The sequence below is a fragment of the Bifidobacterium sp. LH_558 genome, assembly GCF_056356295.1.
This window is the reverse complement of sequence record NZ_JBKETZ010000005.1, coordinates 229187-254784: the sequence shown is the minus strand read 5'-3', so window position 1 is coordinate 254784 and position 25598 is coordinate 229187. Positions and strand designations below refer to the sequence as shown.

Genomic DNA, 25598 nt, shown 5'->3' with positions numbered 1-25598 from the left:
GCGCGCCGACGCCGGACAAAACGACAAATAGATCGCAGGCACCGTTTCGCGCTCACCCATTACGACAAACGAACAACGATTACGCGCTCACTTATTAATGACGAACCTCGCACTTGCTCTTGTCGAAAAATGAGCTTGTATGCTATTCTTACCAGTTATCGAATTGGGGTTCTGCTCCATTAACGCCAACATTTCGGTATCTTTCTTGGAACGGGAACGCTGCAATGCTGCGTCAAATGTATTCTGCACGGAAATGCCCTCACTATAGGATATATCGTATTGACCATGAATTACTGTATGGACAAACTTTCCATCTACGCGCTGATAATAATTAAGAGGGCCAAAATAATATAAATTTTCAGTACGCCCCAAGTATGGTGATGGAGAATCTAATGCTTCCTCCAAATATTTTCCTGATTTTGGATCAAAAATCATGTATCCCTGTTCCCCAAGCTCAATCAGTTCAAACTGATCACCATTCAAGTCTGACAAAATTTTGATCGCCGTAGTGATATGCGGTATGCCTGTTTTCGCAGAAATTTTTGCATTATGAATACTTTTGTGTTGATTTATCGTAGACAGACTGATACTTTCTTCTGGGGAAGGTTCTGCGGCAAATGCTGTTATGCTCATAGAGAGCAACATAACAACAGATAACAAAATACCGTCTTTTTGAAGGGCAGTATGGCATAGCCCCACACGGAAGAACGGCCCTCTGCAGGCAACTCAACAATCCTCACGCGCGGCGGCGTCGACGTATCGCGGGCAAGTCAACACGATGGAAAACCAACACCCCTCACGCGCGGTGGTGTCGCTCGCCAAATATGGAAAGCAGTCTCCTGCGGACAACCAGTGGTCGACCGCGCCCGCCGCGGAGAGACGCCAATGCGGAAAATCAGCGTCCCGTAGGCAGCATCGAAGTCAGTACCTTTCCCAGCACCGGAGTGTAGAACCGGTCGATGGCCGGGAAATTCGGATGGGTGCCGCTCGGCTGCCTATCCGGATGGTCGTAGGAGATGGTTTCAAGCGTGCCAGGCAGACCGTCGCCACCCAAAGCATCGAAGGAATACCGGACGCGATCCTCGTCCCGCCGGGTGTCGAGATTGGAGTCCGCCCACACGTCGGCCACCGCGATACCCCATTTGGCGCAGGCACCCAACGCCAACCGGCGAGCGGTTACCTGATTCTCGAAACTTTGAGCACCGTTCTTATGCACGGCCAGATACATAATCGTTGCATTCGGCCAACGGCGACGGAATTCGGCGATGGTCGACTCGAAGCAGCCGGCGTATGTATCGGGGTCGAATCGGGACGGCTCAAATTCGTCGGAGGCGGTCAACTCGCCCGGATGCTCGCGCAGGAATCCTTGGTGCACATCGTTGGTCAGCCCGTTGAACACGATGACGTCGGGCGCGGGCGCGCCCGCAGGAACCTCATCGGCCTGCTTCATGATCTGCCCACCCAAATCCGCATTACTCAATGGAGTAGAGCAGATGGTGGCGCCGTTGCGAGCCATCTTGACCACCCGGCAACCGCCGATTGACGCGGCGACGCGCTCCACGCTGCCTTGCCGCGGATAGACATGGCCGTTGACGATACTGTCTCCGAACGCATAGATAACCGTCTCAGACATAGCAGGAGCCCTCCTTCGGGAGCGAGACCCACGGCGCAACCATTTGGCGCAGCCGTGAACGACACAGTCGGCAGTCTATCACCAGCGAACCCGCAGCGAGGCCCACGCAGCCGCCCACTCCGGAGTATATGAAAAAGGCCGTGCGGACTCGATAGGAGTTCGCACGGCCTTCGCCGCATCACATCACACAGCTGAAAATCAGCCGATCAGGGACAGCACGTAGTCCTTGATTTCGCCGTCGGTGGCATGAGCTTCGAACAGCTCCTTGAAGTGTTCGCCGGCGAACGCGCCCTTGACCAGTTCTGGGTCGAGGGCCTTGTAGATGTCGACCAGCGGCTTGAAGGCGGCTTCACGCACACCGTCGAGAATCTTCTTGTTGCGCTGCTCGGGCACGACGCGGTCCTTGGGGTAGCCGGAGCCCGGCTCCTCAAGCCACATCTGCTCGAAGATGTACTTCAGCTGCAGCTCCTGGCCCCAGCCGTTCTTCAAAGCGAAGGGGATGGCCATGGCGTTGCCGTCGTTGATCTGCGCGAAGGTGTAGGCGTCGAGCGGATCCTCGACGTGGCCGCAGATCACGCCCGGGAAGGAGTTGAGGGCGAGCATGGCGCCTTCGCCGGTGCCGCAGCCGGTGACCACGAAGTCGGCCGCGCCGGTGTTGAGCAGGGCCGCGGCGAGGATGCCGTTCTGCACGTAGGTGAGCTGGGCTTCGTCGTCGGCCGCGTACATGCCGTAGTTGTCGACTTCGAAGCCTTTCTCGTCGGCCACGTTCTTCAGGGCCTCGTAGATCAGACCGTTCTTGGCGGCCTGCGAATTCTCATTGATCAGTGCGATGCGCATCAATCCGTTTTCCTTTCGGTTGCGTGTTAAGCCGGCTGCTTGCCGATGTAGGCCAGAATTCCGCCGTCCACGTACAGCACGTGTCCGTTGACGAAGTCGGAGGCATCGGAGGCGAGGAACACGGCGGGACCCTGGAGGTCCTCGGTGGTGCCCCAACGGGCGGCCGGCGTCTTGGCGATGATGAACTGGTCGAAGGGGTGGCGCGATCCGTCGGCCTGGCGCTCACGCAAAGGCGCGGTCTGCGGGGTGGCGATATAGCCCGGTCCGATGGCGTTGCACTGGATGTTGGCCTCGCCGTATTCGGCGCAGATGTTGCGGGTGAGCATCTTCAGACCGCCCTTGGCGGCCGCGTAGGCGGAGACGGTTTCGCGGCCGAGCTCGCTCATCATGGAGCAGATGTTGATGATCTTGCCGTGGCCCTTGGCGATCATGCCGGGGATGACGGCCTTGGAGACGATGAAGGGGGCGTTGAGGTCGACGTCGATGACCTGACGCCAATCCTCGACAGGCATCTCCAGCATGGGGACGCGCTTGATGATGCCCGCGTTGTTGACCAGAATGTCGACGGCGCCCAAATCGCGCTCGATGTCGGCGACGAGTTGGGCGACCTGCGCTTCGTCGGTCACATCGGCCACGTATCCGTGGGCGTCGATGCCGGCTTCGGCGTAGGCCTGACGCCCGCGCTCCAAAGCCTCTTCATTGCGGTCGTTGAACGCGATTTTCGCGCCCGCCGCGGCGAATGCCGAGGCGATGGCGAAGCCGATGCCGTAGGATGCGCCGGTGACAAGCGCCACCTTGCCTTCCAATGAGAACTTGCTCATATCGAATGTCATTTCGGTCGTCCTTTCCGTGGCCGTCGTCTGCGATAGCCTTCACTGGTGTATTGAAGCCGAACACGACCGTTCGGCCAAATTATTTGCACGCTGTTGCCAGCGTCAGCGCGCGCCCTGCTCGTGGCGCAGCACTTCGATGTAGGCGAGGACGAGCGGCGCGACGCCTTTGGCGTCGTTGCGCACCTTGGGTTCCCTCATGTAGTAGTCGAAGGTGCCCTCGCGGTGTTCGGTGTTGCCCAGGCCTGCGACCAGGCAGATGTTGTCGAGCGTGAGGCGGCCGCCTTCCTCGTTCATGCAGGTGTCGCAGATGCCCTTATACGCCTTGTATCCGTAATTCCAGTAGCGTTCGTCGAGCACGCCCAGTCGCGCGCCCTTCATGATCGCGTTGGCGAAGATGGCCGATCCGGAGGTCTCCAGATAGTTCGGCGCGATGCGGCCCAGGTTGATCACCTGATGCCACATGCCGGTTTCCTCGTCCTGATAGGGCAGCATGGCGTCGATCAGCTCGCTGAACATGCGGCGCATCGTGTCTTTCTCGGCGCTCATATTGGCCGGCAGCAGCTCCCATGTGTCGATCAGCGCCATGGCGAACCATCCTTCTGCGCGCAGCCAGAAGTTGGACGACAGTCCGGTGACCGGATCGCACCAGAAGTCCTTGCGCGACGAATCGTAGGCATGATAGTACAGTCCGTTGCGTTCGTTGCGCATCAGATCGTGCACCACTTGGAACTGGTGGAAGGAGTCGGAGCAGGCGCGCCCGTCGCGGTAGCTCAGTTCGTACTGCACGTAGAAGGGCTGGGCCATGTACAGGCCGTCCAGCCACACCTGGTTGGGGTAGATGAGCTTGTGCCAGAAGTTGCCCTCTTTGGTGCGCGGCTGGCCTTCGAGCTGGCCGTAGATCACGTCCATGGCCTTGCGGTATTTGGTTTTGCCGGTGAGGTTGTGCAGTCCGTACAGCGTTTTGCCGGCGTTGATGTTGTCGAGGTTGTATTCTTTCGGATCGTAGCTGGCGATCATGCCGTCGTCGTCGACGAAATAGTCGATGAACCGGTCCGCGAAGTCGAGATAGACGTCTTTGCCGGTGATTTCGTTGAGTTCGATAAGCGCCTTGATCATGCAGCCGTCGATGTAGTTCCACGTGTTCGGCTTGCCGGCGCGGATTTTTTCGATGTTCCACGCGGGCGCCTCGGGCGTCGAGGTCTCGATGAGCTGCTGGATGTATGTGTTGAGGATTCGTGAGCTTCCCATATGTCTCCTTGTGAGGGAAAGAGGCCGCTCCCCGTCTCGAAAGGGAACGGCCTCATGATATGTCACTTGCCGAAGTTCATCGCCTTGCGGGTCGGCAGCTCGGCCTTGATGCGGGCGAGCTCTTCGGGGGTGTGGTAGCCGATGGTGTTGTGTCCGAAGCAGATCTCGTACTGCACGCCGGTGAGCTCCTCGCAGATGCGCTTGACCTCGGGGTCGACGTCTTCCATGCGGCCGCCGTTCTTGATGCGTTCGCATTCGGCGATGGCGATCTCGTCGTTCTTCTTGTCCATCTTCATCAGTTGGGCGGAGAGCATGCCGAGCAGGGACAGGCCGCCCACGCCGATGACGAGCACCAGCAGGATGGTGGTGTGCACGGCGGCGGGCTGGTCGGCCGCGGCCACCTGGTTATCGGCGGTGGATTCGATGAATCCGGCGGCGGCGAGCGCGGTGCCGAGGATGGCGACGACGGCGGAGTTCATCAGCTTGCCGCACAGGTGCATGGCGGCGGAGAAGGTGCCTTCGCGGCGGCGGCCGGTGACGATCTCGTCGGCGTCGGCCACGAACAGATACGTCTGCCACGGGATGTAGTAGACGGCGCCGGTGCCCAGGCCGAACACGACCACGATGGAGGTGATGGCGACCATGCCGGCGGCGGACGCGGCGTCAAGATGGAAGAATCCGCAGGCCGCGTAGGCGATGGCGCAGGTGATGATCACGCATTCGGCGATGATGTAGGGCTTCCTGAAGCCGATCTTTGCGATGAGGAACATGACGCCGAGCGTGGAGACGACCTGCAGGATGGGGCTGAGCGACTGCCACCAGGAGGCGTTGGACTTCTGGAGCATGAGCACGTAGACCACGTAGTAGCTGAAAGTGGAGTTGAACAGCCATTCCGCGCCGAATCCGAAGAGGTACATGCCCAGCAGATGGCGGAAGGTGCGGATGCGCAGGGTGGAGAAGATGTCGACGAACAGCTTCTTCAGGGCCTCAAGCGGATTGTCGACCTTCTCCATGGTGGTGTCGTCGACCGGACGCTCCCAAGTGGTCAGGTAGACGAACAGCATGGCGCCGGCCATGATGACGCCGAAGGCCAGACCCATGTAGAAGAAGGCCATCGGATTCTTCTCGCCGAAGGTCACGAAGAACACACCGGGCAGGGCGGCGGTCAGGAAGTTGGCGCCCTTGCCGAAGATGGAGCGCAGACCCGACAGGTAGGTGCGTTCCTTGAAGTCGCCGGTCATTTCGGCGGGCAGCGCGTCGTAGGGGATCATCACGGTGGTGTAGATGAGGTTGTACACCAGATAGATCGCGAAGTAGTACCAGAAGCCTCCGGGCACCACGATCCACATCAGCGGGTTGAGGACGCCCAGGGCCGGCACCGCCAGAAGGATGAAGAAGCGGCGGCGGCCGAATTTACGGCCGAGCTTGGTGTTGTTGAAGGAGTCGGAGATGAAGCCGGCGATGGGGTTCATCACCACGTCGGCGATCAGGGCGAACGAATAGATGAACGTCGCCTGGGCCATGCTCAGGCCGCAGTAGGTGGTGTAGAAGATCGTCAGCCATGAGGCCGAGATCGCAAGGGCGCCCGATCCGACGAGATTGCCCGACCCATATCCCAGACGGGTGATGAAACCCACCTTGCGTTGTTGCGGAACTGCTTGTTCAGCCATGCTTCCCTCCTTGGAGGCCTGATCGGCGAGGCCGCGATGCCGTCTGCGCCAATCGTGGTAAGAATGATAATCTGTGCAACACACAAACCTCGGATGTTGCATTGATTTCAGATTAATACGCAACATTTACGCAACAGAACAAGCAGAAAACAATCGTTGGTATTCCAGACATGTCAGCCGCGTGTCACATAACGTAGGCAAACGTTGGCAACAAGTTTGTTGCTTTTTTGTTGCACTGAACGTGCACTATCGCGTGGTGCCGCGCAACATGATCGCCGACTCGCGCTGAAACCGCACCGGCTCCAAGTCATAGCCGGCCGCCCTCTCGTGGATGCGCCGGGAAAGCAGGTCCACGGCGGAGGATGCGATCCATGCGATGTTGGAATCCACGGACGTCAACGGAGGAACCATGTGCTCGCCTTCGAAGGTGTTGTCGAATCCGATGACCTGCACCTCGTCGGGCACGCCGCGCCCCAGCATCTTCAGTGCGAACAGCGCGCCGATGGCCAGTTGATCGTTCAATGCGATGACGCCATCGAAGGGCGCGCCCGAACCGGCCAGCCGCATCATCGTCTCATAGCCGGCGCCGATGGTCCATCCATCCCCCGTCACGCCGATCAAGCGCGGATCAAGGGTTATGCCGTTCGCCCCGCAGGCTTCGAGCACGCCGCGAACACGCTCCCAGCCGCGCGTGGCCTCGCGTTCCTCACTCACGGCAACGCCGTCGAAATCGTCCTGCACGCCCACCAGCGCAAGTCTGCGACTGCCGGTGGAGATAAGCAGTTCGGTCGCGTTGCGCGCGTCGGCCACATTGTCGGACAGCACCTGGTCCGCCAACGAATGGGTTTGGCGGCGCGGCCCCATGCACACCACTGGGAAGGGTTGCGTGAGGGCCCGCTCGCTCAACACGTCGCTGCCCACAAGATACAGCAGCAGGCCATCGCACGGCCCACGCCGGGTATCGAGATACTCCTCGGCGCTCAACCCCCATTCGTCCTTGTAGACGACCATATCCACCCGCCATCCGTGGGAGCGAGCCTCGGCGATCACCGTGGAGGCGAGCTGCGCGCGATACGGCTGTGCGATCGAAGGCATGGCGAGCGTGATCAGCCCCTCCCCCTGATCCAGAGGGCTCACGGACAATCGCATCGCCTGCGCGTCGTTCATATCAATGCCTTTCGTTATGGCCCACGTTGCCGACGCTGCCTCGCGCCACCAGCGAGGACGGCACCGTCACATAGGCGTCGCGTAAGGAGCCTTCCCCGTCCACGCCTTCGAGCCGCCGCAGCAGCAGACGGGCCGCGGACGAGCCCAACGCATCGCAGGACATGCGCACGCTGGCCAACGCCGGAGTCGCCGCGCGCGCCGAGACGTCGTCGTTGAATCCGATGATCGCGTAGTCGCGGGGCGCCTCATATCCCCGTTCGCGCATGCCGGCCATGAATCCCAGCGCCATCATGTCGTTATAGGCGATGACGGCGCCGGTGGGGTCTTCAAGATATTTGCCGACGAAGGCCCGTCCGCCTTCGAAGGTGGGTTCGCCGGGCCACAGGTGGCGCACGGCGAGCTCATGTTCGTCGCATGCGGATTCCAGCGCTTTGAATCGCGCGCCCGCGTCCTTGGCGAAGTCGGGCCCGGCGAGATAGGCGACGCGCTCGTATCCGCGTACGGCGAACAGGCTCACGGCCTGGCCGATACCCGTCGTCAGATCCACGACCGCATTGCCCACTCCCCTGACCTGCCGGCCCAGAACCACCAACGGGATGCGCTCAGCGTAGTCGCGGATCTGCGCGTTCTGCATGCGTGGGGCGAACAGCAGCGCGCCGTCGCAGTTCCTCAGCACCCCATCGAGCGCCATACGCTCCCAGGAGGCGCTGCCGCGCGATTCGGCGACCACCAGCGAGAAGCCATGCCCAAAGCATTCATGCTCCACGGCGTGCACGACGGCGGCGCAGTACGAATCGGTCAGGTCGGGCACGACGATACCGACCAATCGTCGTAGCTCCGGCGATGGGATGGCCGCCGCCTCTCCCGGCATCTGGTATCCGAGACGTTCGGCTATTTCGAAGATGCGCCGCGTCGTCTCCGAGCTCACCCGCTCGGTGGCGCTCAGCGCGCGCGACACCGTCGAAGGCGCCACACCGGCCGCTTTGGCGACGTCGCGTATCGTGACCTTCTTCATGGGCGGCCTCCCCGCATTTGCTTGACGTTATGGGCTTTCGCCTTCCGCCAACCAGTCTAAGACAAGGTCGCCGGAGGGCGAAAGCCGCAGCGCGGGCGCTTCTACCGTTCGACGACGTCGATATTCGACAGCAGCACGGCATCGCCTTCCTGCCCTTCGATATCCACGTCGTCGAGCACCAGACAGGAGACGTTCTGGGCGATGATGCCCTGACGCGTCATCTCCTCCACACCGCACGCCATGGCGGGCAGGAAGGGCTGTGCGTCGGGCGCGAAGGTGACGTGCACGTGATGGAAGGCCACCCGCCCGATCTTGCTTTCCGGCAGACCGGTGATGTAGGCCGCCGCGGCATGGCAGTTCGTGGCCTCGATATTGCGGAAGGACAGGGACGCCACATTCGGCGTGCCGTCGTCGACGGGCAGTGGCCCGCGGTTCTGCACGTAATCGCTGGTGCCGTCCGGATCGCAGTAATAGAACGAGTTGACGACGAAGGGCACCTTCACCTCGTCCATCACGATATGGTCGAACTGGATCGCCTCATACACGCTGTCGCGTCCGCGTCCGCGCCGCGTTTTGATGCGCAGGCCGCGGTCGGTGCGCTCGAACAGACAGTTGCGGGCGATCAGGCCTTTGATGCCGCCGGCCGCCTCGGAGCCGAGCACGATGGAGCCGTGCCCGTCATGCATATGGCACTGCTCGATCACCAGGTTGCGGCATGCGGGGCGCAGTTCCTTCGGCATGGCGATTTTGCCGGATTTGACGGCGATGCAATCATCGCCCACGGAGAAGTGGCATCCCTTGATCAGCACGTCGTCGCAGGATTCGGGGTTCAGTCCATCGGTGTTGGGCGAGACCTTGGGGCTTTCGATGGTGAGGTTCAGGAAGCGCAGATTCCGGCTCAGCACCGGATGGATGTTCCAGCTGGGGCTGTTGCGCACTGTGACGCCGACCATATCCACCCGTTCGCAGTCGGAGAGGAACACCATGCGCGGGCGGGTGGCGGTGCGGATGCGCTTGGCCTCGTACCACCAGTTGTCCTCGTCGTCGTTGGCGCCGCCGTCGATGACGCCACGGCCGTACACGGTCACATCGCTCACGCTCAGCCCGGTGAGAATGCCGCAGAACATGGGGAACGACTCGCCTTCCCAACGTCCCAAGGGCAGTTTGTCGCCACCCGCGTAGCCGGCGCCGGGTTCGCCCTGCACGGTGCCGGGCAGATAGGCGAGGTTTTCGCGGTCGTGCCGGGCGGCTATGACGGCGCCTTCGGCCAGTTCGAGGGTCAGTCCGCTGGTGAGGAACAGGTTCTTCACCCGGTATTCGCCGGCCGGCACCAACACGCGCCCGCCTCGGGGGCAGGCCATGATGGCGGCCTGCAGGCTGATGGTGTCGTCGCGCTCCCCGTCGCCGGCCGCGCCGAAATCGCGCACGTCCAGCGTGAAGGTTTCAGGCTCGGTGACGAATACGGCGTTGGATGATTCCACGGTGCCGTCGGCAAGGTCGCGTTCGTAGCGCACGCGGTATGTGGTGTTCGGTTCAAGGCCGTCAAGATAGGTTTCGACCAGATCGGTGGTTCCCCACGGCCGGTCGTTGACGACGATGCGCCACTGGGTTCGGGTGCGGTAGACTCCACCGTCATCGGCTTCGACGACGGCGGCCCGAGCGCATTTCCAGATGATGCTTAGTTGCATGAGAACAGCTCCTTGGCATTGTTGAACGAGACGTTCTCGACCAGCGGCGCGAGATAGTCGACGTCGTTCGGCACTTCGCCGCGGGCGGCCCAGTCGCCGATCAGTTCGCACAGGATGCGGCGGAAGAACTCGTGACGGGGGAAGCTCAGGAAGGAGCGCGAATCGGTGGTCATGCCCACCGCGTTGCCCAGCAGCGAGGTTTCGGCCTGCACCTCCAGCTGCTTGCGGATGCCGGTGCGGGTGTCGTTGAACCACCATGCGTTGCCCAGCGACAGCCGCTGCTTCATCTCGCCTTGGAACGCGCCCATGACGGTGGCGATGGCCATGTAGTCGTTCGGGTTCAGCGAGTAGATCAGCATCTTCGGCACGCTGCCCTCGCGCGCGGCGGCGTCGAGCAGATGGTACAGCGGTTCGGCGATGGAACGGTCGTTGATCGCGTCGTATCCGGTGTCGGCGCCGTGAATGCCGAATTCGCAGGTGTTGACGTTGCGCATGGCGTGCAGATGGATTTGCATGGTCCACTCCTTGTCTGTGTACAGACGCATGAGCTGGATCATGAAGGCGGTGCGGTACTGCGACACTTCAAGCGCGGTCAGCCCCTTGCCGGCGCGCGCCTTGGCGAGGATCATGTCGAGTTCGGCCGGCGTGGCCTCGTCGTAGGTCATCAGATCGGCCGCGTGGTCGGCCAGACGCGATCCGTGCTCGTGGAAGAAGTCGATGCGCTGGCTCATCGCGGCGATGAAGTCGTCGAACGAGGAGATGGTCGTACCGCTGACGGCCTCGAGACGCTCCACCCATTCGACGAAGCCCTCCTTGTCGGGGTTGAGGGCCTTGTCGGGGCGCATGGCGGGCAGCATGGCGAAGGTGTCGCCCTCCTTGGCGAACGCTTCGTGATAGTGAAGATCGTCGACCGGATCGTCGGTGGTGCACACCGTATCCACGTTCATGCGGCGCAGCAGGGCCCTGCGGGAGAAGTCGGGGGTGGCGAGCTTGGCGTTGCATTCATCGAAGATGGCTTTGGCGCTTTTCGCGGACAGCGTCTCCTCGATGCCGAAGTACCGGCGCAGCTCCATATGCGTCCACAGATACACCGGCGAGCCGATGGCCTTGTCCATTGTGGTGGCGTAGGCGAGGAACTTCTCCCACGGATCGCCGTCACCGGTGACCAGCGCCTCGGGCACGCCGTTGGCGCGCATCAGACGCCATTTGTAATGGTCGCCGTAGTTGTTGCCGTCGGTGAGCCATGCGGCCACGATATCCGTGAAGCAGGGATCGTCGACGATCTCCTCGGGATGCAGGTGGCAATGGTAGTCGACCACGGGCATGGTCGCGGCGTGGGCGTGGAACAGCTCCTGCGCCAGATCGGTGGTCAGCAGATAGTCGTCGTCCAGGAAATTCATATGCACTCCTTCATGCTGGTTGCGTCGTGCCGCCAGCTTACGAAGACGGCGGCCGCTCACGCCCGTTTGTTGCCAAACGTTGTAGACGAGGCCACGCCATGCCGCGCGCGTGCCGCCCGGAGACAATCCCGTCAGTTGTTTTCCTGGCGACGGGTGCTTTCGCGCACGATCAGCGAGGTGGGCACGGTGGTGACGTCCTGCGCGGGACGTTCCCCTTTGAGTCGGTCGAACAAAATGCGCGCCGCGCGCGTGCCCATCAGGGCCGGCGACTGGCGGACCGTGGTCAGCGTCGGCTGCGAGATCTGCCCGATCAAATCGTTGTCGAAGCCGGCGATCGAATAATCCTGTGGACACTGCTTGCCCTGCCGCCGCATGGCGGCCATAAAGCCGACGGCCATCAGATCGTTGTGCGCCAGAACCATGCCGGTGGGATCATTAAGGTATTTTCCGGCGAAGGCGAAGCCACCCTCCACCGTGGGAGCGCCCGGCCACAGGCGGCGCGTCGTGATTCCTCGGGCCGCGCAGGCCTGAGAGACGGCATGCCAGCGGAATCCTACCGACCATGAGGTGGCCGGCCCGTCGAGGTAGGTGATGCGGTCGAAACCCATACGTTGGATATGGTCGGCGAGCTGTTCGACGCCGTCGTTGATGTCGATGACCACGCTGTCCACGCCGCGCACGATGCGATTGGCCGAGACGATGGGTCGGGTCTGCGCGCATTTGCGGATCATCGCGTCGGGCATGCGCGACGAGGTGAGGATCACGCCATCGACCAGCGGGGCGATGCGGTCGAAGGCGGTGCGCTCCATGGAGGCGCTTTCGCGTGATTCGGCCACGATCAGCGCGTAGTCGTGCGTGTCGCATTCATGCTGCACGGCGCGAATCACGTCGGAGAGGAATTGGTTGGCGATATCGGGCACGATGACGGCGATGACGCCGCGGATGCCGCGCAACGGCACGGTCTGCACCGGTTCGCTGTGGTAGCCCAAACGGTTGGCCGCGTCGAAGATAATCGTGGCGGTGGCGGCGCTCACCCGGTCGGGACGGGCGAACGCCCGGGAGACGGTGGATGGGGATACGCCGGCTTCCCTTGCCACATCGCGGATCGTCACCTTGCCTTCGCCCATACGCTTCGCTCCCCTTGAATCGCACCGATACGTTCCTGAGCATTCATCATAGCGGAAGGAGACGCAACGAGGCCGCCGCCCGTTGGCACTCGGGCGGCGGCCTCATCTGGAAGGAATGGAACACGCATGACGAAACGGGTTCCACAGTTTGTTCAGGCGCGCGGCTTCCGGATTCGCTTTACGGATGGCGGGCCGCGCGTGGTGGATCACGACAACGTCGCGATAAGCTCTCGGATACCGCCTTCGGCGATCGTCTTGACGTCAGCGGCGACCGCATCCGCCAAACCGTCGATGGCGGTGAGGTCCTCGCCCCACAAAGCCGTATCGGCGAGCGCGGCGGCGACGGACTCCTTCTCGGCGGTCACGCCGGCCAGGCGGGTTTTGGCGTCGTCGACGTCAACGACGGCGACCTCGACCGGCGCCAGTCCCGCATAGGAGGCGATCAGGGCGGCGAGAGCGAGGGCGATGCGGCGGGGCACGCCGCGTCCCTGCTCCACGTTGCGGCGCACGATCGGCAGCAGTCGGGCGGTGAATTTCGCCACGGAGTTGAGCGCGATGGAGTCGAGCGAATGTTTGACGAAGGGGTTGCGGAAGCGTTCGAGCACGGCGTCGGCGAAGCCTTCGAGCTCGCTTTCGGGCAAGGTCAGCACGGGGATGATCTCCTCGCGCATCTCACGTTCGATGAAGGAGCGGACCGTATCGTCGCCCATGACCTCGCCCACGGTTTCCAGACCCGCGAGACGCGCGACCTGGGCCATGGTGGTGTGGGGGCCGTTGAGCAGGAACACCTTGCGTTCACGATAGGGACGCACCTGGTCGCAGGTGATCAGGTCGATGCCGAGCTGTTTCGCCGGCAGCAGCCGCTCCACCTTGGCTTGGGCGTCGGCGTCGCCGGCGATCACCCACAGGGCGAAGGGTTCGGCCTTGACCATGTTGTCGTCGCGGTAGCCGAGCTCCTCCCACAGGGCTTCGGCGTTGTCGCGGGGGTAGCCGGGCACGATGCGGTCGACCAGCGTGGAGACGAAGGTGTTCTCGCGTTCGATCCACTCGACGAAGTCCTCACCCCAGCCGAAACGGCGGGCGGTGTCCGTCAGGCAGCGTTTCAGGGCAGGGCCGTTGTCTTCGATCAGCTCGCATGGGATGATCAGCAGTCCGCCGAGGCCTTGGTCGTAACGGCGCTTGAGCAGTTGGGCCAGTTTGGCCGGATAGCTTTTCGGCGGCTTGGCGTCCGGCGTGTCCTCGTCGCTGAGGGCGATGCCCGCCTCGGTGGTGTTGGAGACGATGATTTTCAGGTCGGGATTGTCCGCCAGCGCGAGATATCCCTCCCAGTCCTGGTACACGTCGACGGTGGTGCCGATGGAGTCGATCAGCTCGCGGCTGCGGACCTCTTGCCCGTCTTTGATGCCTTCGAGCATCACCGTATACAGGCGGTCCTGCGCTTCGAGTTCCTTGACGCGCCCGCTTTCCAGCGGCTGGACGATCGCCACGTTGCCGTTGAACAGTCCCTCGTCGTTCATCCGCTGGATGATCCAGTCCACGAACGCGCGCAGAAAGTTGCCTTCGCCGAACTGCACCACGGTGATCGGACGGTCCGCCGCCTGCGTCGTGGTCAATCCGCGTTCGAGAGCCATGCCGGCATTGATGGGTTCCATATGAGTTCCTCGTTTCGCTGTGGCGTTCAATCAGGTCTGGTCCCGAACCGATACGCCACACCCACGTGGATTCTCGGCTTGGGATTGATGACCTCAAGGCTACGGCGAGACAAGGCGTCACCGTCAACATGTTGCCACGGATTGCAGCGCGTCCGGCGCGAACCGGCACTCCCACAGTCGGCAAGCCGCACAGAGGCCTTCCCCTTAACGCGCTTCGGCCGCGCCACGCGATGGTTCAGATACGTGGCGCGGCCGAAGCTGCGTATCAGAAAAGCGACTAGCGGACCTGCTCCACCAGAGCGCGGGAATCCTTGCACGCCTGCGCGACGGCGGCCCAATCGTGGGCCTTCTGCGCTTCGGAGGGCACCGGGAAGGAGCCGCCGATGGCGAACACGTTCTTCAGGGCCAGATAATCTTTCGCGTTGTCGAGGCTCACGCCACCGGTGGGCAGGAATTTCATCTCGGAGAACGGGCCGTTCAGCGCCTTGAGGGTTTTGACGCCGCCATAGGCCTCCGCCGGGAAGAACTTGACATACCTCAGGCCGCGGTCGTAGGCCTTCTCCACATCGGAGGGCACGGCGGTGCCGGGCAGCACCAGCACGTCGTTCTCGAGGGCCCAGTCGACCACGGCCTCGTCGAAGCTGGGGGTCACCAATCCGACGCATCCGGCGTCGACGGCGGCCTTGGCCTGGTCCACATCATGCACGGTGCCGGCCACCAGCGTGACGCCGGGCACTTCGGCGGCGATGGCCTTCATACCCTCGATCGCATACGGGGAACGGAAGGTGACCTCCGCGACCGGCACTCCGCCCTCTTCAAGGGCGCGGGCCAGCGGCACCGCCTCCTCGACGGAATGCAGGGTGACCAGGGGAACGATGCCCAGCTCGCTCAGATAGGCGATGGTCTCCTCATTGGTTCGTGCGATGCTCATGGTTTTGTTTATCCTTTCCTTAAAGCTTTTGCCGCTTGCTTCGTGTGGGATTGCGTGATTCCGCCGCGCCCGTCACAGGGCCCGCTGATGGCCGGCGATGAACGCCGCGAGCTGATCGGGCGTGGGCAATCCTTCGTTGTCCGAGACCTGCTGCGTCTGGATGGCGCCCAACGCGCAGCCGCGCTCCATACTGTCGGCGAGGGACTTGCCCTCCAGCAGCGCGGACAGCACTCCTGCGGCGAAACCGTCGCCTGCGCCGACGGTGTCGACCACATGGTCCACAACGAAGCCCGGCACACGAATCTCAACCGATCCGTCGGACGCGTACGCGCCGCGAGGACCGTCCTTGACGACGACGGTTTTCGCGCCATTGTCCAGAAACGCTTTGGCGGTGTCTTCCACGGTGTTCACCCCGAACAACACCTGTCCTTCGCCGATGCCGGGCAGCACCAGGTCGGCATGCGAGGCCAGGCGACGCAGCGTGGATCTCATCACGGTCTCGTTCTTCCACAGGGCGGGACGCAGGTTCGGGTCGAAGCTGACGAACGCGCCGTGCGCGCGGGACTGGTCGACCAGCGCATAGGAGGCCTCCAATGTGGAGTTGCTGAGCGGCGGAAGAATGCCAGTGAGATGGGTCAGGGAGATGCCGCTCCAATCGAGCCGCTCCACATCGTCGGCGCTCAGCGTCGAAGCCGCCGAATCTTTACGGTAGTAAAAGGTTTTCGGATCGCCCTCGCTCACGCGGGACTTCATCATGAAACCGGTGTGATGGTCGCCGTCGACCTGCACCAGCGAGGTGTCCAATGCATTGGCGTTCAGAAACGCCGTGATGCGTTCGCCCAAAGGATCGTCGCCGATTTTGGTCAGGTACAGCGGATCCTGCCCGAGTCTTTTCAGACCGATCGCCACATTGAGTTCGGCGCCGGCCACCGACGCGGCCCATACGCCCACTTCGCTGAGCGGACCTTCCTGATTGGCGGAGAACAATCCCATGGGCTCTCCGACCAGCAGCACCTTGCCCGGTCTGATGCCATTCACCGTTGTCATCTTTGCCTCTTCCGTATCGGCAACCGGCATCAGGGCGCACTGACCTAGACCCTGGGGAACAGGGCCGTCCGGTTGTTGATTGATGCGTTCAGGCTACCGCACCAAGCGCTGCGGCGAGGAAGATGTTGCCAAGGGTTTCCATAAGGCGCGGGTCGCACGGCAGGCATGGAAAGTCCGCCCCGTGCGACCTTTTCGCATATCAAGCGAACATGTCTGTTCGGCTGCAAGACAACAATAAGGGCGGAGTTCCAACGAAACTCCGCCCGTGATGTTCGTTTACGCCCAATGTGAGGGTCGCACGAACGCTATTGAGAACCGTTCTATGCGCGCGCCTTGGCCGCCTCGATCCACTTGCTCAGCAGCGCCTCGGCCTTGCCGGAATCGACGGCCTGTTCGGCGATGGCGTAGGCCGCTTTGAACCGCTCGGCGAGCGGGGCGTCGGCCGGCACCTGATGGCCGTCGGCCACGATGGCGGAGGCGGCGTTCAGCAGCGCGGTGGTGCGGAAGGGCACGTCCTTGCCGGCGAAGAAGTCACGCGCGGCCTGGGCGTTGTATTCCGGCTCGCCGCCGCGAAGATCATCCAGGGAGACCTTGGCGAGACCCAGTTCCTCGATCGGGTTGAATTCGGTTTCGCTCACCTGTCCGTCCTTGAACTCCCACACGGAGACGGGGCCGGTCGGGGCGAGCTCGTCGAGTCCCTCCTGCGAGGTGTACACCATGCCGGACTGGCCGTTGGCGGCGTAGACGGCGGCCATGACCGGGCTCATGGCGCGGTTGGCGCAGCCGATGGCCATATGCTTCGGCGTGGCCGGATTCGTCAGCGGGCCCAGCACGTTGAACACGCAGGGCACGCCGAGCGCGGCGCGGATCGGTCCGACGAAACGCATGGCCGGATGGAAGGTTTTGGCGAACGCGAAGGTGATGCCCACCTCATCGGCCACCTCGCCCACGGCGGAGGGTTCCAGCTCCAGCGGCAGACCCAGTGCCTCGAGGCAGTCGGCCGCGCCGCTTTTGGACGAGGCCGCGCGGTTGCCATGCTTGACGATTTTCACACCGGAGGCAGCCGCAACAACCGACGCCATGGTGGACAGGTTCACGGTGGCCGCGCCATCACCGCCGGTGCCGACGATGTCGGTGGTCTCCCCCGCCACGTGCAGCGGCACCGCGTGGGCGACCATCGCCTTGGCCGCGCCACGCACCTCGTCGGCGGTCAGCCCCAGCTGCTGCTGGGTGGCGAGCACGGCGCCCACAGCCGCCGGATTCGCGTTGCCCTGCATCAGGTCGTCGACGAACCACTCGGATTCCTCGGCGGTCAGATGGTTGCCCCCAACCAGTTTCGTGAGGATCGACTTCCAAGTGATTTCGGCCATGATGCCCTCCCTTGACGCATGCCACGTCGTTGTTGTGTTCCGCCCGCCATTGTAATCGCCTTGCGTTATCACCAGCCGGCGCGTCCGTATCACGGATGGTCTCTCCCGGATGACGGGCCGAATATGCAAAAGGGAGCCGACCTTCTGAACCGCACCTGCAATCATCGAATCTGAATTGCTTCAGTCCAATAATCGGGGTGCGGTTCAATCAGGCCGACTCCCTTTCGTCGATTACGCATGTCCGAATGACGCTACGTCATAAGGATGCCTTCGTCGCGGAAAGCCCACTGGGCTTTCCACTCCTCGGGTGAGCCGCTTGTGGCGATGCTTTGGCATCGCCGGCGGCTCACTCTTCGTTCTGGCCGTGGCACATCTTGTACTTACGGCCGGAACCACACGGGCATTCGGTGTTCTTGCCGGTGCCGGGATAGGTCTTGCCGTCGGCCCACGGGGTCTTGAGCTCCTCGCTCTTCGGGCGCTTGCTGGCGGGGACCTTGCCTTCGGCGTGGCTGATCGGGGCCGGGCCGACGATCACGGGGTTGCCGTCCTCGTCACGGACCACGTCCTCGTCCGTCTCCTCAGCGGCGGCCTCGGCGGGTTCCTCGGCGGTCTCGCCGTCGGATTCGCCGACTTCCGTCTCCTCGACGTCCTCGGCCGCGACTTCGGCGGCCTCGATGCCCTCACCGGCGGATTCGATGCCCAGCGCGGCTTCGGTGGCCTCGACGGCGGCGTCCTCGTCCTTCTCGGAGGTGAGGTCCTCGGTTTTGGCGACCTGCTGGATATCCACGTGGAAGAGCAGCTGAACGCTTTCCTCCTTGATGGCCTCGACCATGGAGTTGTACATCTGGAAGCCTTCGCGCTGGTATTCGACCAGCGGATCGCGCTGACCCATGCCGCGCAGGCCGATGCCGTCCTTGAGGTAGTCCATCTCGTAGAGGTGTTCGCGCCACTTGCGATCGAGCACGGCGAGCACCACGCGGCGCTCCAGCTGACGCAGGCCCTCTTCGCCAAGCAGCTCCTCGAACTTGGCGTACTGCTCCTTGGCGTCGTCCACAATCAGGTCACGCACGGCCTCGACGGCCTTGTCGCCCTTGAGCTTGCCCACGGCCTCCTTGGCGTCGTCCATCTCCACCTTGGTGGGGATCACGGCGGCGAGGGCCTTGAACAGGCCTTCCCAATCCCAATCGGCCGGCTTGTCGGAACCCTTGTTGGCGCCACGCACGTAGGATTCGACGGTTTCGGTGATGAAGCGTTCGATATCGCCATGAATATCCTCGCCCTTGAGCACGGCCTGGCGCTCGGCGTAGATAACCGTGCGCTGCTTGTTCATCACGTCGTCGTACTTGAGCACGTTCTTACGAATCTCGAAGTTCTGCGACTCGCGGGCCTTCTGCGCGGTGCGCACGCCCTTGGTGACGGACTTGGCGTGGATCGGCTCGCCCTCCGGCATGCCCTTGGCCATGACCTGGGCCACCAGCTGGGTGTTGAACAGACGCATCAGATCATCTTCCAGCGACAGGTAGAAGCGGGACTCGCCCGGATCTCCCTGACGGCCGGAACGGCCGCGCAGCTGGTTGTCGATACGGCGGGATTCGTGGCGCTCGGTGCCGAGCACGTACAGGCCGCCGAGTTCGGTGACCTCCTCATGCTCGTCCTTGACCTGGGCCTTGACCTCGTTGAGGGTGCCCGGCCAACGCTTCTCGTACTCCTCCGGAGTGTCCTCGGGCGAATAGCCCTCGGCCTTGAGCTTGGCATCGGCGAGGAACTCGACGTTGCCGCCGAGCATGATGTCGGTACCACGGCCGGCCATGTTGGTGGCCACGGTGACGGCGCCCTTGCGGCCGGCGACCGCGACGACCGCGGCTTCCTTCTCATGCTGCTTGGCGTTGAGCACCTGATGCGGGATCTTCGCCACGTCGAGCAGCGAGGAGACGATTTCGGAGCTTTCCACGGAGGCGGTGCCGAGCAGCACCGGCTGGCCCTTGGCGTGGCGTCCGGCCACGTCCTTGATGATGGCGGCGAGCTTCTCCTTCTTGGTGCGGAAGATGAAGTCGTCCTGGTCCTTGCGGATCATCGGGCGGTTGGTGGGGATCGGCAGCACGCCCAGCTTGTAGGTGCTCATGAACTCGGCCGCCTCGGTTTCGGCGGTACCGGTCATGCCGGCGAGCTTGTCGTACATGCGGAAGTAGTTCTGCAGGGTGATGGTGGCGAAGGTCTGGTTCTCGGCCTTGACCTCCACGCCTTCCTTCGCTTCGATGGCCTGGTGCAGGCCCTCGTTGTAGCGGCGGCCCGGCAGGATGCGGCCGGTGTGCTCGTCGACGATGAGCACCTCGCCGTGGGTCACCACGTAGTCGCGGTCGCGCAGGAAGAGCTCCTTGGCCTTGATCGCATTGTTGAGGTAGCCGATCAGCGCGGTGTTGGCCGGCTCGTACAGGTTGTCGATGCCGAGGAAGTCCTCGATCTTAGTGATGCCCGGGTCGAGGATGCCCACGACCTTCTTCTTCTCGTCGACCTCGTAGTCCTCGTCGCGGGAAAGCTTGATCACCAGGCGGGCGAACTGGCGGTACCAACGGGTCACATCGCCTTCGGCCGGGCCGGAGATGATCAACGGGGTACGGGCCTCGTCGATGAGGATGGAGTCGACCTCGTCGACGATGGCGTAGTGGTGGCCGCGCTGCACCAGATCGCCGCGCTCCCACGCCATGTTGTCGCGCAGGTAGTCGAAGCCGAACTCGTTGTTGGTGCCGTAGGTGATGTCGGCGTTGTACTGCCTGCGGCGTTCCGGCGGCTTCTGGTCGGTGATGATGCAACCGACGTTCAGGCCGAGGAAGCGGTAGATGCGGCCCATGAGCTCGCTCTGGTAGCTGGCGAGGTAGTCGTTGACGGTGACCACGTGCACGCCCTTGCCTTCGAGCGCGTTGAGGTAGCTCGGCAGGGTGGCGACCAGGGTCTTGCCTTCACCGGTTTTCATTTCGGCGATGTTGCCCCAATGCAGGGCGGCGCCGCCCATCAGCTGCACGTCGAAGTGACGCTGGCCGAGCGTGCGCTTGGACACCTCACGCACGGTGGCGAAGGCTTCAGGCATGATGTCGTCCAGCTTCTTGCCGTTGTCGACCTGCTCCTTGAACTTCGCGGTTTGTGCCTTGAGCTCCTCGTCGGAGAGCGCGGAGATCTCCTCCTCCAGCGCGTTGGTGGCCTTGGCCACGTTCTCAAGCTTCTTGATCTGTCGGCCTTCGCCCATACGTAGGGCTTTGTCAACAATGTCTACCACGTGTCACTCCTCTGTTGTTCGTGTGGACCGTTACCGAGCATAGTCGCGTTTTCCCTATGACACGACTTCACTTCGACCAAATTACGTAACTTTGCGCACGTCCGGCGCATCAGCCGCGACATCACAACGAAAAGCCCGCAATCCCAAACGGGACTGCGGGCCAACAATCAGACTATCGACAGCAAGTCTTACTGAATGTTCTCCGGAGTGTCAATCTCGAACACACCGTAGCTCCAGCCGTGACGGTGGTACACCACGGACGGACGGTTGGTCTCCTTGTTCACGAACAGGAAGAAGTCGTGTCCGATGAGTTCCATCTCATACAGCGCCTCGTCGATGCTCATCGGTTCCGCGATATGCAGCTTGCGACGGATGACGATCGGCGTGTCCCCAACCTGGACCTCCACCGACTCGCCCGGACCGAGATCCGAGGCGACGGCGGCCTCCGGGCTGTTGTTCGGCTCCTCCTCCGGCTCTTCCACCGCGACGGGAGCGACCTCGCCCAAATCGACCGGCAGCGGATTCGAATATCCGCGACGATGGTCCTTACGACGGTCGCGCGTGCGGCGCAGACGCAGGGTCAGCTTGTCCAAAGCCATGTCCAGCGCGCTGAACTCATCGGTGCTGGAAGCTTCGGCGCGCACCACGGTACGACCGGCGATGATGGTGATTTCCACCCGCTTGGCGGTATCCGCCTGACGGGGGTTGCCCTCATGCGTCAGCACGATCTGCGCGCGCTGGGCGTCGGGGGCGATAGCGGTCACACGATTCATCTTGCTTTCGACGACATCACGGAACCTTTGCTTGATCTGCGTGTGGCGTCCGGTAACGACGATTTCCATGTGGACCTCCCTTGACTCAAGCGGTTGCCCGCTATATGTGTTCCGAACAGCGTCATCACCGTTCGGGTACGCCCCATTGTACCCAACCGACGCGTGAACGACGGGAAAACTCGCGGGGAGTTTTCCCAAAGATCAGGACGCGCCGATATTCCCGATCCACTGGTATAGTTGTGCGTTTGAGACCTCTTGATGGCCGCGGCCGTGATCTTCATTGGGATCGGCTGAGGAACTTCCGGGCTCCGCAGAGCACGATGGCGGATAACGTCCGCCCAGGGCGACCTGAGAGATAGCGCAACAGAGAACAGACCGCCCGTCCTCGACGGGTAAGGGTGAAACGGCGGTGTAAGAGACCACCGGGTGCCTGGTAACAGGGACCGCATGGCAAGCCTCATCGGGAGCAAGGCCAAGCAGATGACGGTAAGGGCTGCTCGCTCGTGTCATCGGGTAGGCTGCTAGAGCCTGGCGGCGACGTCAGGTCGAGATGGATGGCCATCCGCACGCGTTCGCGCGTGTGACAGAACCCGGGGTATAAGAGGTCTCACTTTCTTCTTTACCCGTCCCCACGTTCGTGCACCACGCTCATATCGTCGGGAACCCGCCCACCCACATTCGCGTCGCCGGCTCCATCCCACGTTTATACCGTCGGGAACCCACCCCACGAACCCTACCGCGCATCGCCCCAATCACCCTCAGTCATCTCCACCCACGCGCACCGCGCCCAGACGCTTCCCTCCTTCCACCCACGTGCACCACAATCACCCATCTCCGCGCATTTCCACTCACCTCTGCCACTCACCCGTGTCCGCCCGCCTCACCCGTGTCTGCCACGTTCGACCATCTCCGACCTCTTCCAATGTCTCCAACCGCATACGGTGTTTCCCGACCAGACACGGCCCAACACCCTGCAACGTCGTGGATTTCGCAGTTCAACGTACCATGTGCGAAATCCACGACGTTTGAAGGACACCGAACGTCGTGAATTTCGCACACCCTTCGTTGAACTGCGAAATCCACGACGTTCCAGTTTCACCAGTCCCCACGTCCAGACACACGTGTCGTTCGAGTCGCGCGTCGCATGCTTCACCAACCCGAACGAACCTCCCACGTCCAGACACACGTGTCATTCAGCCGAACTGCACCGGCATGTTGACGAGCCTCCCACGGCCCAGCACACGTGTCGTTCAGACCGCCACGCATCGTCCCTTTCAACGGTGATGGAGCCTACGCCTGACGCTCGTATAGCGAATACCTCATATCCGCATGCGGAACCTCCGCCCATTCAAGTTTCATCACCAGCGACGTTCGATCGATCACCTCATGATGAAACACTCGCACGATCTCATGGACTCCCGCCCGCCGCAGTCCCGCCTCCCGGGACCGTTCATTGGAGACCAGCTCGGTGACGGTTCTATCCCGCGTCATCGAGTTGTCGACATACTTGCGCACGCCGTCGTATTCCAGAACGATGACTCTCCCATCCGGACAATGCCACACATAATCCACGCGATACTGGTTTATGGGATTATCCGGGTCCACGAACGTATGTTGCAATTCGGGAATCGCAAACCCCTCCTCGATAATCACCGCTCTGCATAATGATTCCCCACCGTTTTCGCTGAGCGGATCGGCGTAATGCATCAAACGGAACACCGGGCCGCATGCATCCTTCTTGCCGTCGCACACCGCCACGATCTCGTCTTCCGTAACCATCTGGCGACGGAATGCGGAATCGAATAACGCCAATGCGAACATGAAAGACTCCGACATACCGCAGTCGACCAACGTGCGTGCCACGGTGGTAACGCGAATCTTCTGCCCACGGTACAGGACTTCCTGCGTGGGAATCGACGGCATATACATACGCCTCAACTTCCGGTATCCCTTGGTGCTATGGCGCGACCCTTGCGTGGCTATGGTCACCACGCCATCATCATGAAGAGACCAGGAATGGTCGATTCCCAACATCGCAGCGGCACTTAAACCGGCGAAGACCCACTGGGTATGCTTCTGCGCCAGCGAAGCGACAACATGCTGCGTCTTCTCGACCGCATTAAGTCCACTCCAATATTCAGCACGCGCATACAAGGTACGATACGGGCACACCGCCTCACCCGACTTCACCCGACGCCTGAGCTTCGCGCGTGTCGCGTCGTCCTTTCCGACAACGCATCGTCCGGCCTTTTCTGCATCCGCAAACAGCTCGTTCATGTTCAGACCTCTTTATCCGAATAGTTGCGATGAACCGCAAACACAACGTCCGCAGTCCCTCTGCTAGTTCGCATCCGCCCGTCGAGCCACAAAAAAGTACTTGAAGACCGCACAGGCTTCACCCTCCCCTTGTGCACATCCGCCCGTCGAACCACAGCCGACCTTCCCGCTCAGCGACGAACTTCTCCAAACCGATGGAGTCGTACTCGTCCGCTCTGTAGAGACACAGCCGCCTTCGCCCCGATTGACGATGGCGAGCCACCACCATCCCTATATCCGACATCGTAGATTTCGCAGTTCAACGAAGGGTGTGCGAAATCCACGACGTTTGAAGGAGACCAAACGTCGTCGATTTCGCACATGGTCCGTTGAACTGCGAAATCCACGACGTTCCATCCTCACTAACCTCCCGCGTCCAGACACACGTAAGTCGATCTACCCGTCATACGTATCGCCCCCTACGCCACCGGATATTCGGCGGCCCCGTGTGGGCCAGCCTCTTCGCCGTAGAATCGGCCCCTTAGCCGCCGGATAATCGGAGACCTCGGTGCCGCCTTCCGCGACGCCGAACCGACTCCGAAATGGTTACGAGGGGTGTCTCAGGAACCCCGGTGCTTCCTCCGCGATGCCGAACCGACTCCGTCGGATAATGGCGCGAAGGGTGACTTGTGACCTAACGCCGCCCTCCATGCCGTCGAACCGGACCGCCAGGCAATGGCGACGAAGGGCACCTTGGGTGCGGTTCAGCTGAAGAGTTCGGCGGCGACGGTGCGTAGGGTTTCGGGATTGTGGCCTTTACGGCCACCTGCGCTCCAGAAGCGGCGTTTGCGCGTTTGGGGTTCAAGGCCGCGGGTTTTGCGCGCGACTGAACGGCCCAATTCCCATGCCGATTCCTCGAACACGCCGTTGGATTCGGCTTCAGCGCAGACACGCTCGGCCAAGGAACGACTCACGCCTTTGCGGACCAGCTCCATCGAAGCGCCACGCCGGCCCATCATACGGCCCGCGCAATAGCGGACCGCCGACTGGGCGTAAGCTTCGTCATCGAGCAGCTGCACGCGGGTAAGCCGTTCGATAACCTCGTCGACGATCTCCTCCGCATATCCCTTGTCGAGCAGACGGGTACGCAACGCACCCGACGCACGGGGTGCCGCGTCGAGCAGACGCAACGCCGCCTCACGGCAGGCATCGAGATCCATATCATCCGACCCGTCTTCGACGGACGCGGAGAACGGGCGAGCCTCATATCCCCGCATACCCGAATCGGCGTCGGTACGACGCCCAGCCAACGCACGGAGATTGACCAAAGCACGACACCCAGCCAAGGCAGGACGTTCGGTCGAAGCATGATGCTCGGTCGAAATATGACGCTCGACTAAAGCGGAACCATCAGCCATGACATGACTGTCATCCATGACGCAATCGTCGCCCACGACACAGCCGTCAGGCACGACATGGCCGTCATCAACCACAACACGATTGCCGGCCAAAACACGGCCGTCATTCATGACACGACCGTCGGTGCGACGGGCGGGCTGGGCATGGCGGGCGATGTCCGGTTCGGATGCCGGGATCGCCACGCCATGTTCAGCCAGGAACGCTTCCGCTCCGATCATGCGAACTCACCTCTGTGAAGAGCGCGAACCATCAACGAAACAC

At 62.2% G+C, this 25598-nt stretch carries 20 protein-coding genes and 1 other RNA gene; 2 read left to right on the top strand and 19 right to left on the bottom strand.

Annotation, left to right across the window (positions count from 1 at the left end; all coding sequences use genetic code 11):
- Window positions 1–87: 87 nt before the first annotated feature.
- From AC1AV0_RS08385 to hpf, 17 genes are all read right to left on the bottom strand, one after another.
- Window positions 88–633, bottom strand: coding sequence for a hypothetical protein (locus AC1AV0_RS08385; RefSeq protein WP_476572962.1), 546 nt, complete (start codon window positions 631–633; stop codon window positions 88–90).
- 262 nt (window positions 634–895) lie between these two features.
- Window positions 896–1633 (bottom strand): SGNH/GDSL hydrolase family protein, encoded by a 738-nt coding sequence (locus AC1AV0_RS08380; protein ID WP_476572959.1) that lies wholly within the window; start codon window positions 1631–1633, stop codon window positions 896–898.
- Window positions 1634–1831: 198 nt separating this feature from the next.
- Window positions 1832–2470: an RpiB/LacA/LacB family sugar-phosphate isomerase gene (locus AC1AV0_RS08375; RefSeq protein WP_476572957.1), complete on the bottom strand. Its 639-nt coding sequence runs from the start codon at window positions 2468–2470 to the stop codon at window positions 1832–1834.
- Between the two features lie 26 nt (window positions 2471–2496).
- Window positions 2497–3303 (bottom strand): gluconate 5-dehydrogenase, encoded by an 807-nt coding sequence (locus AC1AV0_RS08370; RefSeq protein ID WP_476572955.1) that lies wholly within the window; start codon window positions 3301–3303, stop codon window positions 2497–2499.
- Window positions 3304–3405: 102 nt separating this feature from the next.
- Window positions 3406–4551: a glycoside hydrolase family 88/105 protein gene (locus tag AC1AV0_RS08365; RefSeq protein WP_476572953.1), complete on the bottom strand. Its 1146-nt coding sequence runs from the start codon at window positions 4549–4551 to the stop codon at window positions 3406–3408.
- A 62-nt stretch (window positions 4552–4613) separates the two neighbouring features.
- Window positions 4614–6221: an MFS transporter gene (locus AC1AV0_RS08360; protein ID WP_476572951.1), complete on the bottom strand. Its 1608-nt coding sequence runs from the start codon at window positions 6219–6221 to the stop codon at window positions 4614–4616.
- A 246-nt stretch (window positions 6222–6467) separates the two neighbouring features.
- Window positions 6468–7388, bottom strand: a complete 921-nt coding sequence (locus AC1AV0_RS08355; RefSeq protein WP_476572949.1) for a substrate-binding domain-containing protein — start codon at window positions 7386–7388, stop codon at window positions 6468–6470.
- Between the two features lies 1 nt (window position 7389).
- The gene (locus tag AC1AV0_RS08350) at window positions 7390–8403 is read right to left on the bottom strand and encodes a LacI family DNA-binding transcriptional regulator (protein ID WP_476572947.1); all 1014 of its coding nucleotides are present in this window, start codon (window positions 8401–8403) and stop codon (window positions 7390–7392) included.
- 101 nt (window positions 8404–8504) lie between these two features.
- Window positions 8505–10091, bottom strand: a complete 1587-nt coding sequence (locus AC1AV0_RS08345; RefSeq protein ID WP_476572945.1) for a glycoside hydrolase family 28 protein — start codon at window positions 10089–10091, stop codon at window positions 8505–8507.
- Window positions 10082–11491 carry a glucuronate isomerase gene (uxaC, locus tag AC1AV0_RS08340; RefSeq protein ID WP_476572943.1) on the bottom strand — a complete coding sequence of 470 codons (1410 nt, stop codon included), beginning with the start codon at window positions 11489–11491 and terminating at the stop codon, window positions 10082–10084. Before uxaC ends, AC1AV0_RS08345 begins: the two co-directional genes overlap by 10 nt.
- Window positions 11492–11622: 131 nt before the next feature.
- Window positions 11623–12618: a LacI family DNA-binding transcriptional regulator gene (locus tag AC1AV0_RS08335; protein WP_476572941.1), complete on the bottom strand. Its 996-nt coding sequence runs from the start codon at window positions 12616–12618 to the stop codon at window positions 11623–11625.
- Window positions 12619–12824: 206 nt separating this feature from the next.
- Window positions 12825–14270 (bottom strand): tagaturonate reductase, encoded by a 1446-nt coding sequence (locus AC1AV0_RS08330; protein WP_476572939.1) that lies wholly within the window; start codon window positions 14268–14270, stop codon window positions 12825–12827.
- A gap of 277 nt (window positions 14271–14547) precedes the next feature.
- Window positions 14548–15201: a bifunctional 4-hydroxy-2-oxoglutarate aldolase/2-dehydro-3-deoxy-phosphogluconate aldolase gene (gene eda / locus AC1AV0_RS08325; RefSeq protein WP_476572937.1), complete on the bottom strand. Its 654-nt coding sequence runs from the start codon at window positions 15199–15201 to the stop codon at window positions 14548–14550.
- A gap of 72 nt (window positions 15202–15273) precedes the next feature.
- Window positions 15274–16248, bottom strand: coding sequence for a sugar kinase (locus AC1AV0_RS08320; RefSeq protein ID WP_476572935.1), 975 nt, complete (start codon window positions 16246–16248; stop codon window positions 15274–15276).
- Between the two features lie 320 nt (window positions 16249–16568).
- Complete coding sequence (gene trpD / locus AC1AV0_RS08315) at window positions 16569–17618, bottom strand: anthranilate phosphoribosyltransferase (RefSeq protein WP_476572933.1); 1050 nt, start codon at window positions 17616–17618, stop codon at window positions 16569–16571.
- A gap of 346 nt (window positions 17619–17964) precedes the next feature.
- On the bottom strand, window positions 17965–20889 hold the full coding sequence (gene secA / locus AC1AV0_RS08310) for a preprotein translocase subunit SecA (RefSeq protein WP_476572931.1): 2925 nt from the start codon (window positions 20887–20889) through the stop codon (window positions 17965–17967).
- Window positions 20890–21077: 188 nt separating this feature from the next.
- On the bottom strand, window positions 21078–21731 hold the full coding sequence (hpf, locus tag AC1AV0_RS08305) for a ribosome hibernation-promoting factor, HPF/YfiA family (protein WP_072725545.1): 654 nt from the start codon (window positions 21729–21731) through the stop codon (window positions 21078–21080).
- A 177-nt stretch (window positions 21732–21908) separates the two neighbouring features.
- Between hpf and rnpB the strand changes: the two genes are divergently transcribed.
- An RNA gene (gene rnpB, locus AC1AV0_RS08300) (RNase P RNA component class A) lies at window positions 21909–22276 on the top strand.
- Between the two features lie 676 nt (window positions 22277–22952).
- On the opposite strand, the gene AC1AV0_RS08295 is transcribed toward rnpB, so the two are convergent.
- Entirely contained in the window at window positions 22953–23939 is a 987-nt protein-coding gene (locus tag AC1AV0_RS08295) for a type IV toxin-antitoxin system AbiEi family antitoxin domain-containing protein (RefSeq protein WP_476572929.1), read from the bottom strand.
- A 743-nt stretch (window positions 23940–24682) separates the two neighbouring features.
- Window positions 24683–25195: a regulatory protein RecX gene (locus tag AC1AV0_RS08290; protein ID WP_476573000.1), complete on the bottom strand. Its 513-nt coding sequence runs from the start codon at window positions 25193–25195 to the stop codon at window positions 24683–24685.
- A 198-nt stretch (window positions 25196–25393) separates the two neighbouring features.
- On the opposite strand from AC1AV0_RS08290, the gene AC1AV0_RS08285 reads away from it, so the two are divergent.
- Window positions 25394–25573 carry a hypothetical protein gene (locus AC1AV0_RS08285; RefSeq protein WP_476572927.1) on the top strand — a complete coding sequence of 60 codons (180 nt, stop codon included), beginning with the start codon at window positions 25394–25396 and terminating at the stop codon, window positions 25571–25573.
- Window positions 25574–25598: the final 25 nt, after the last annotated feature.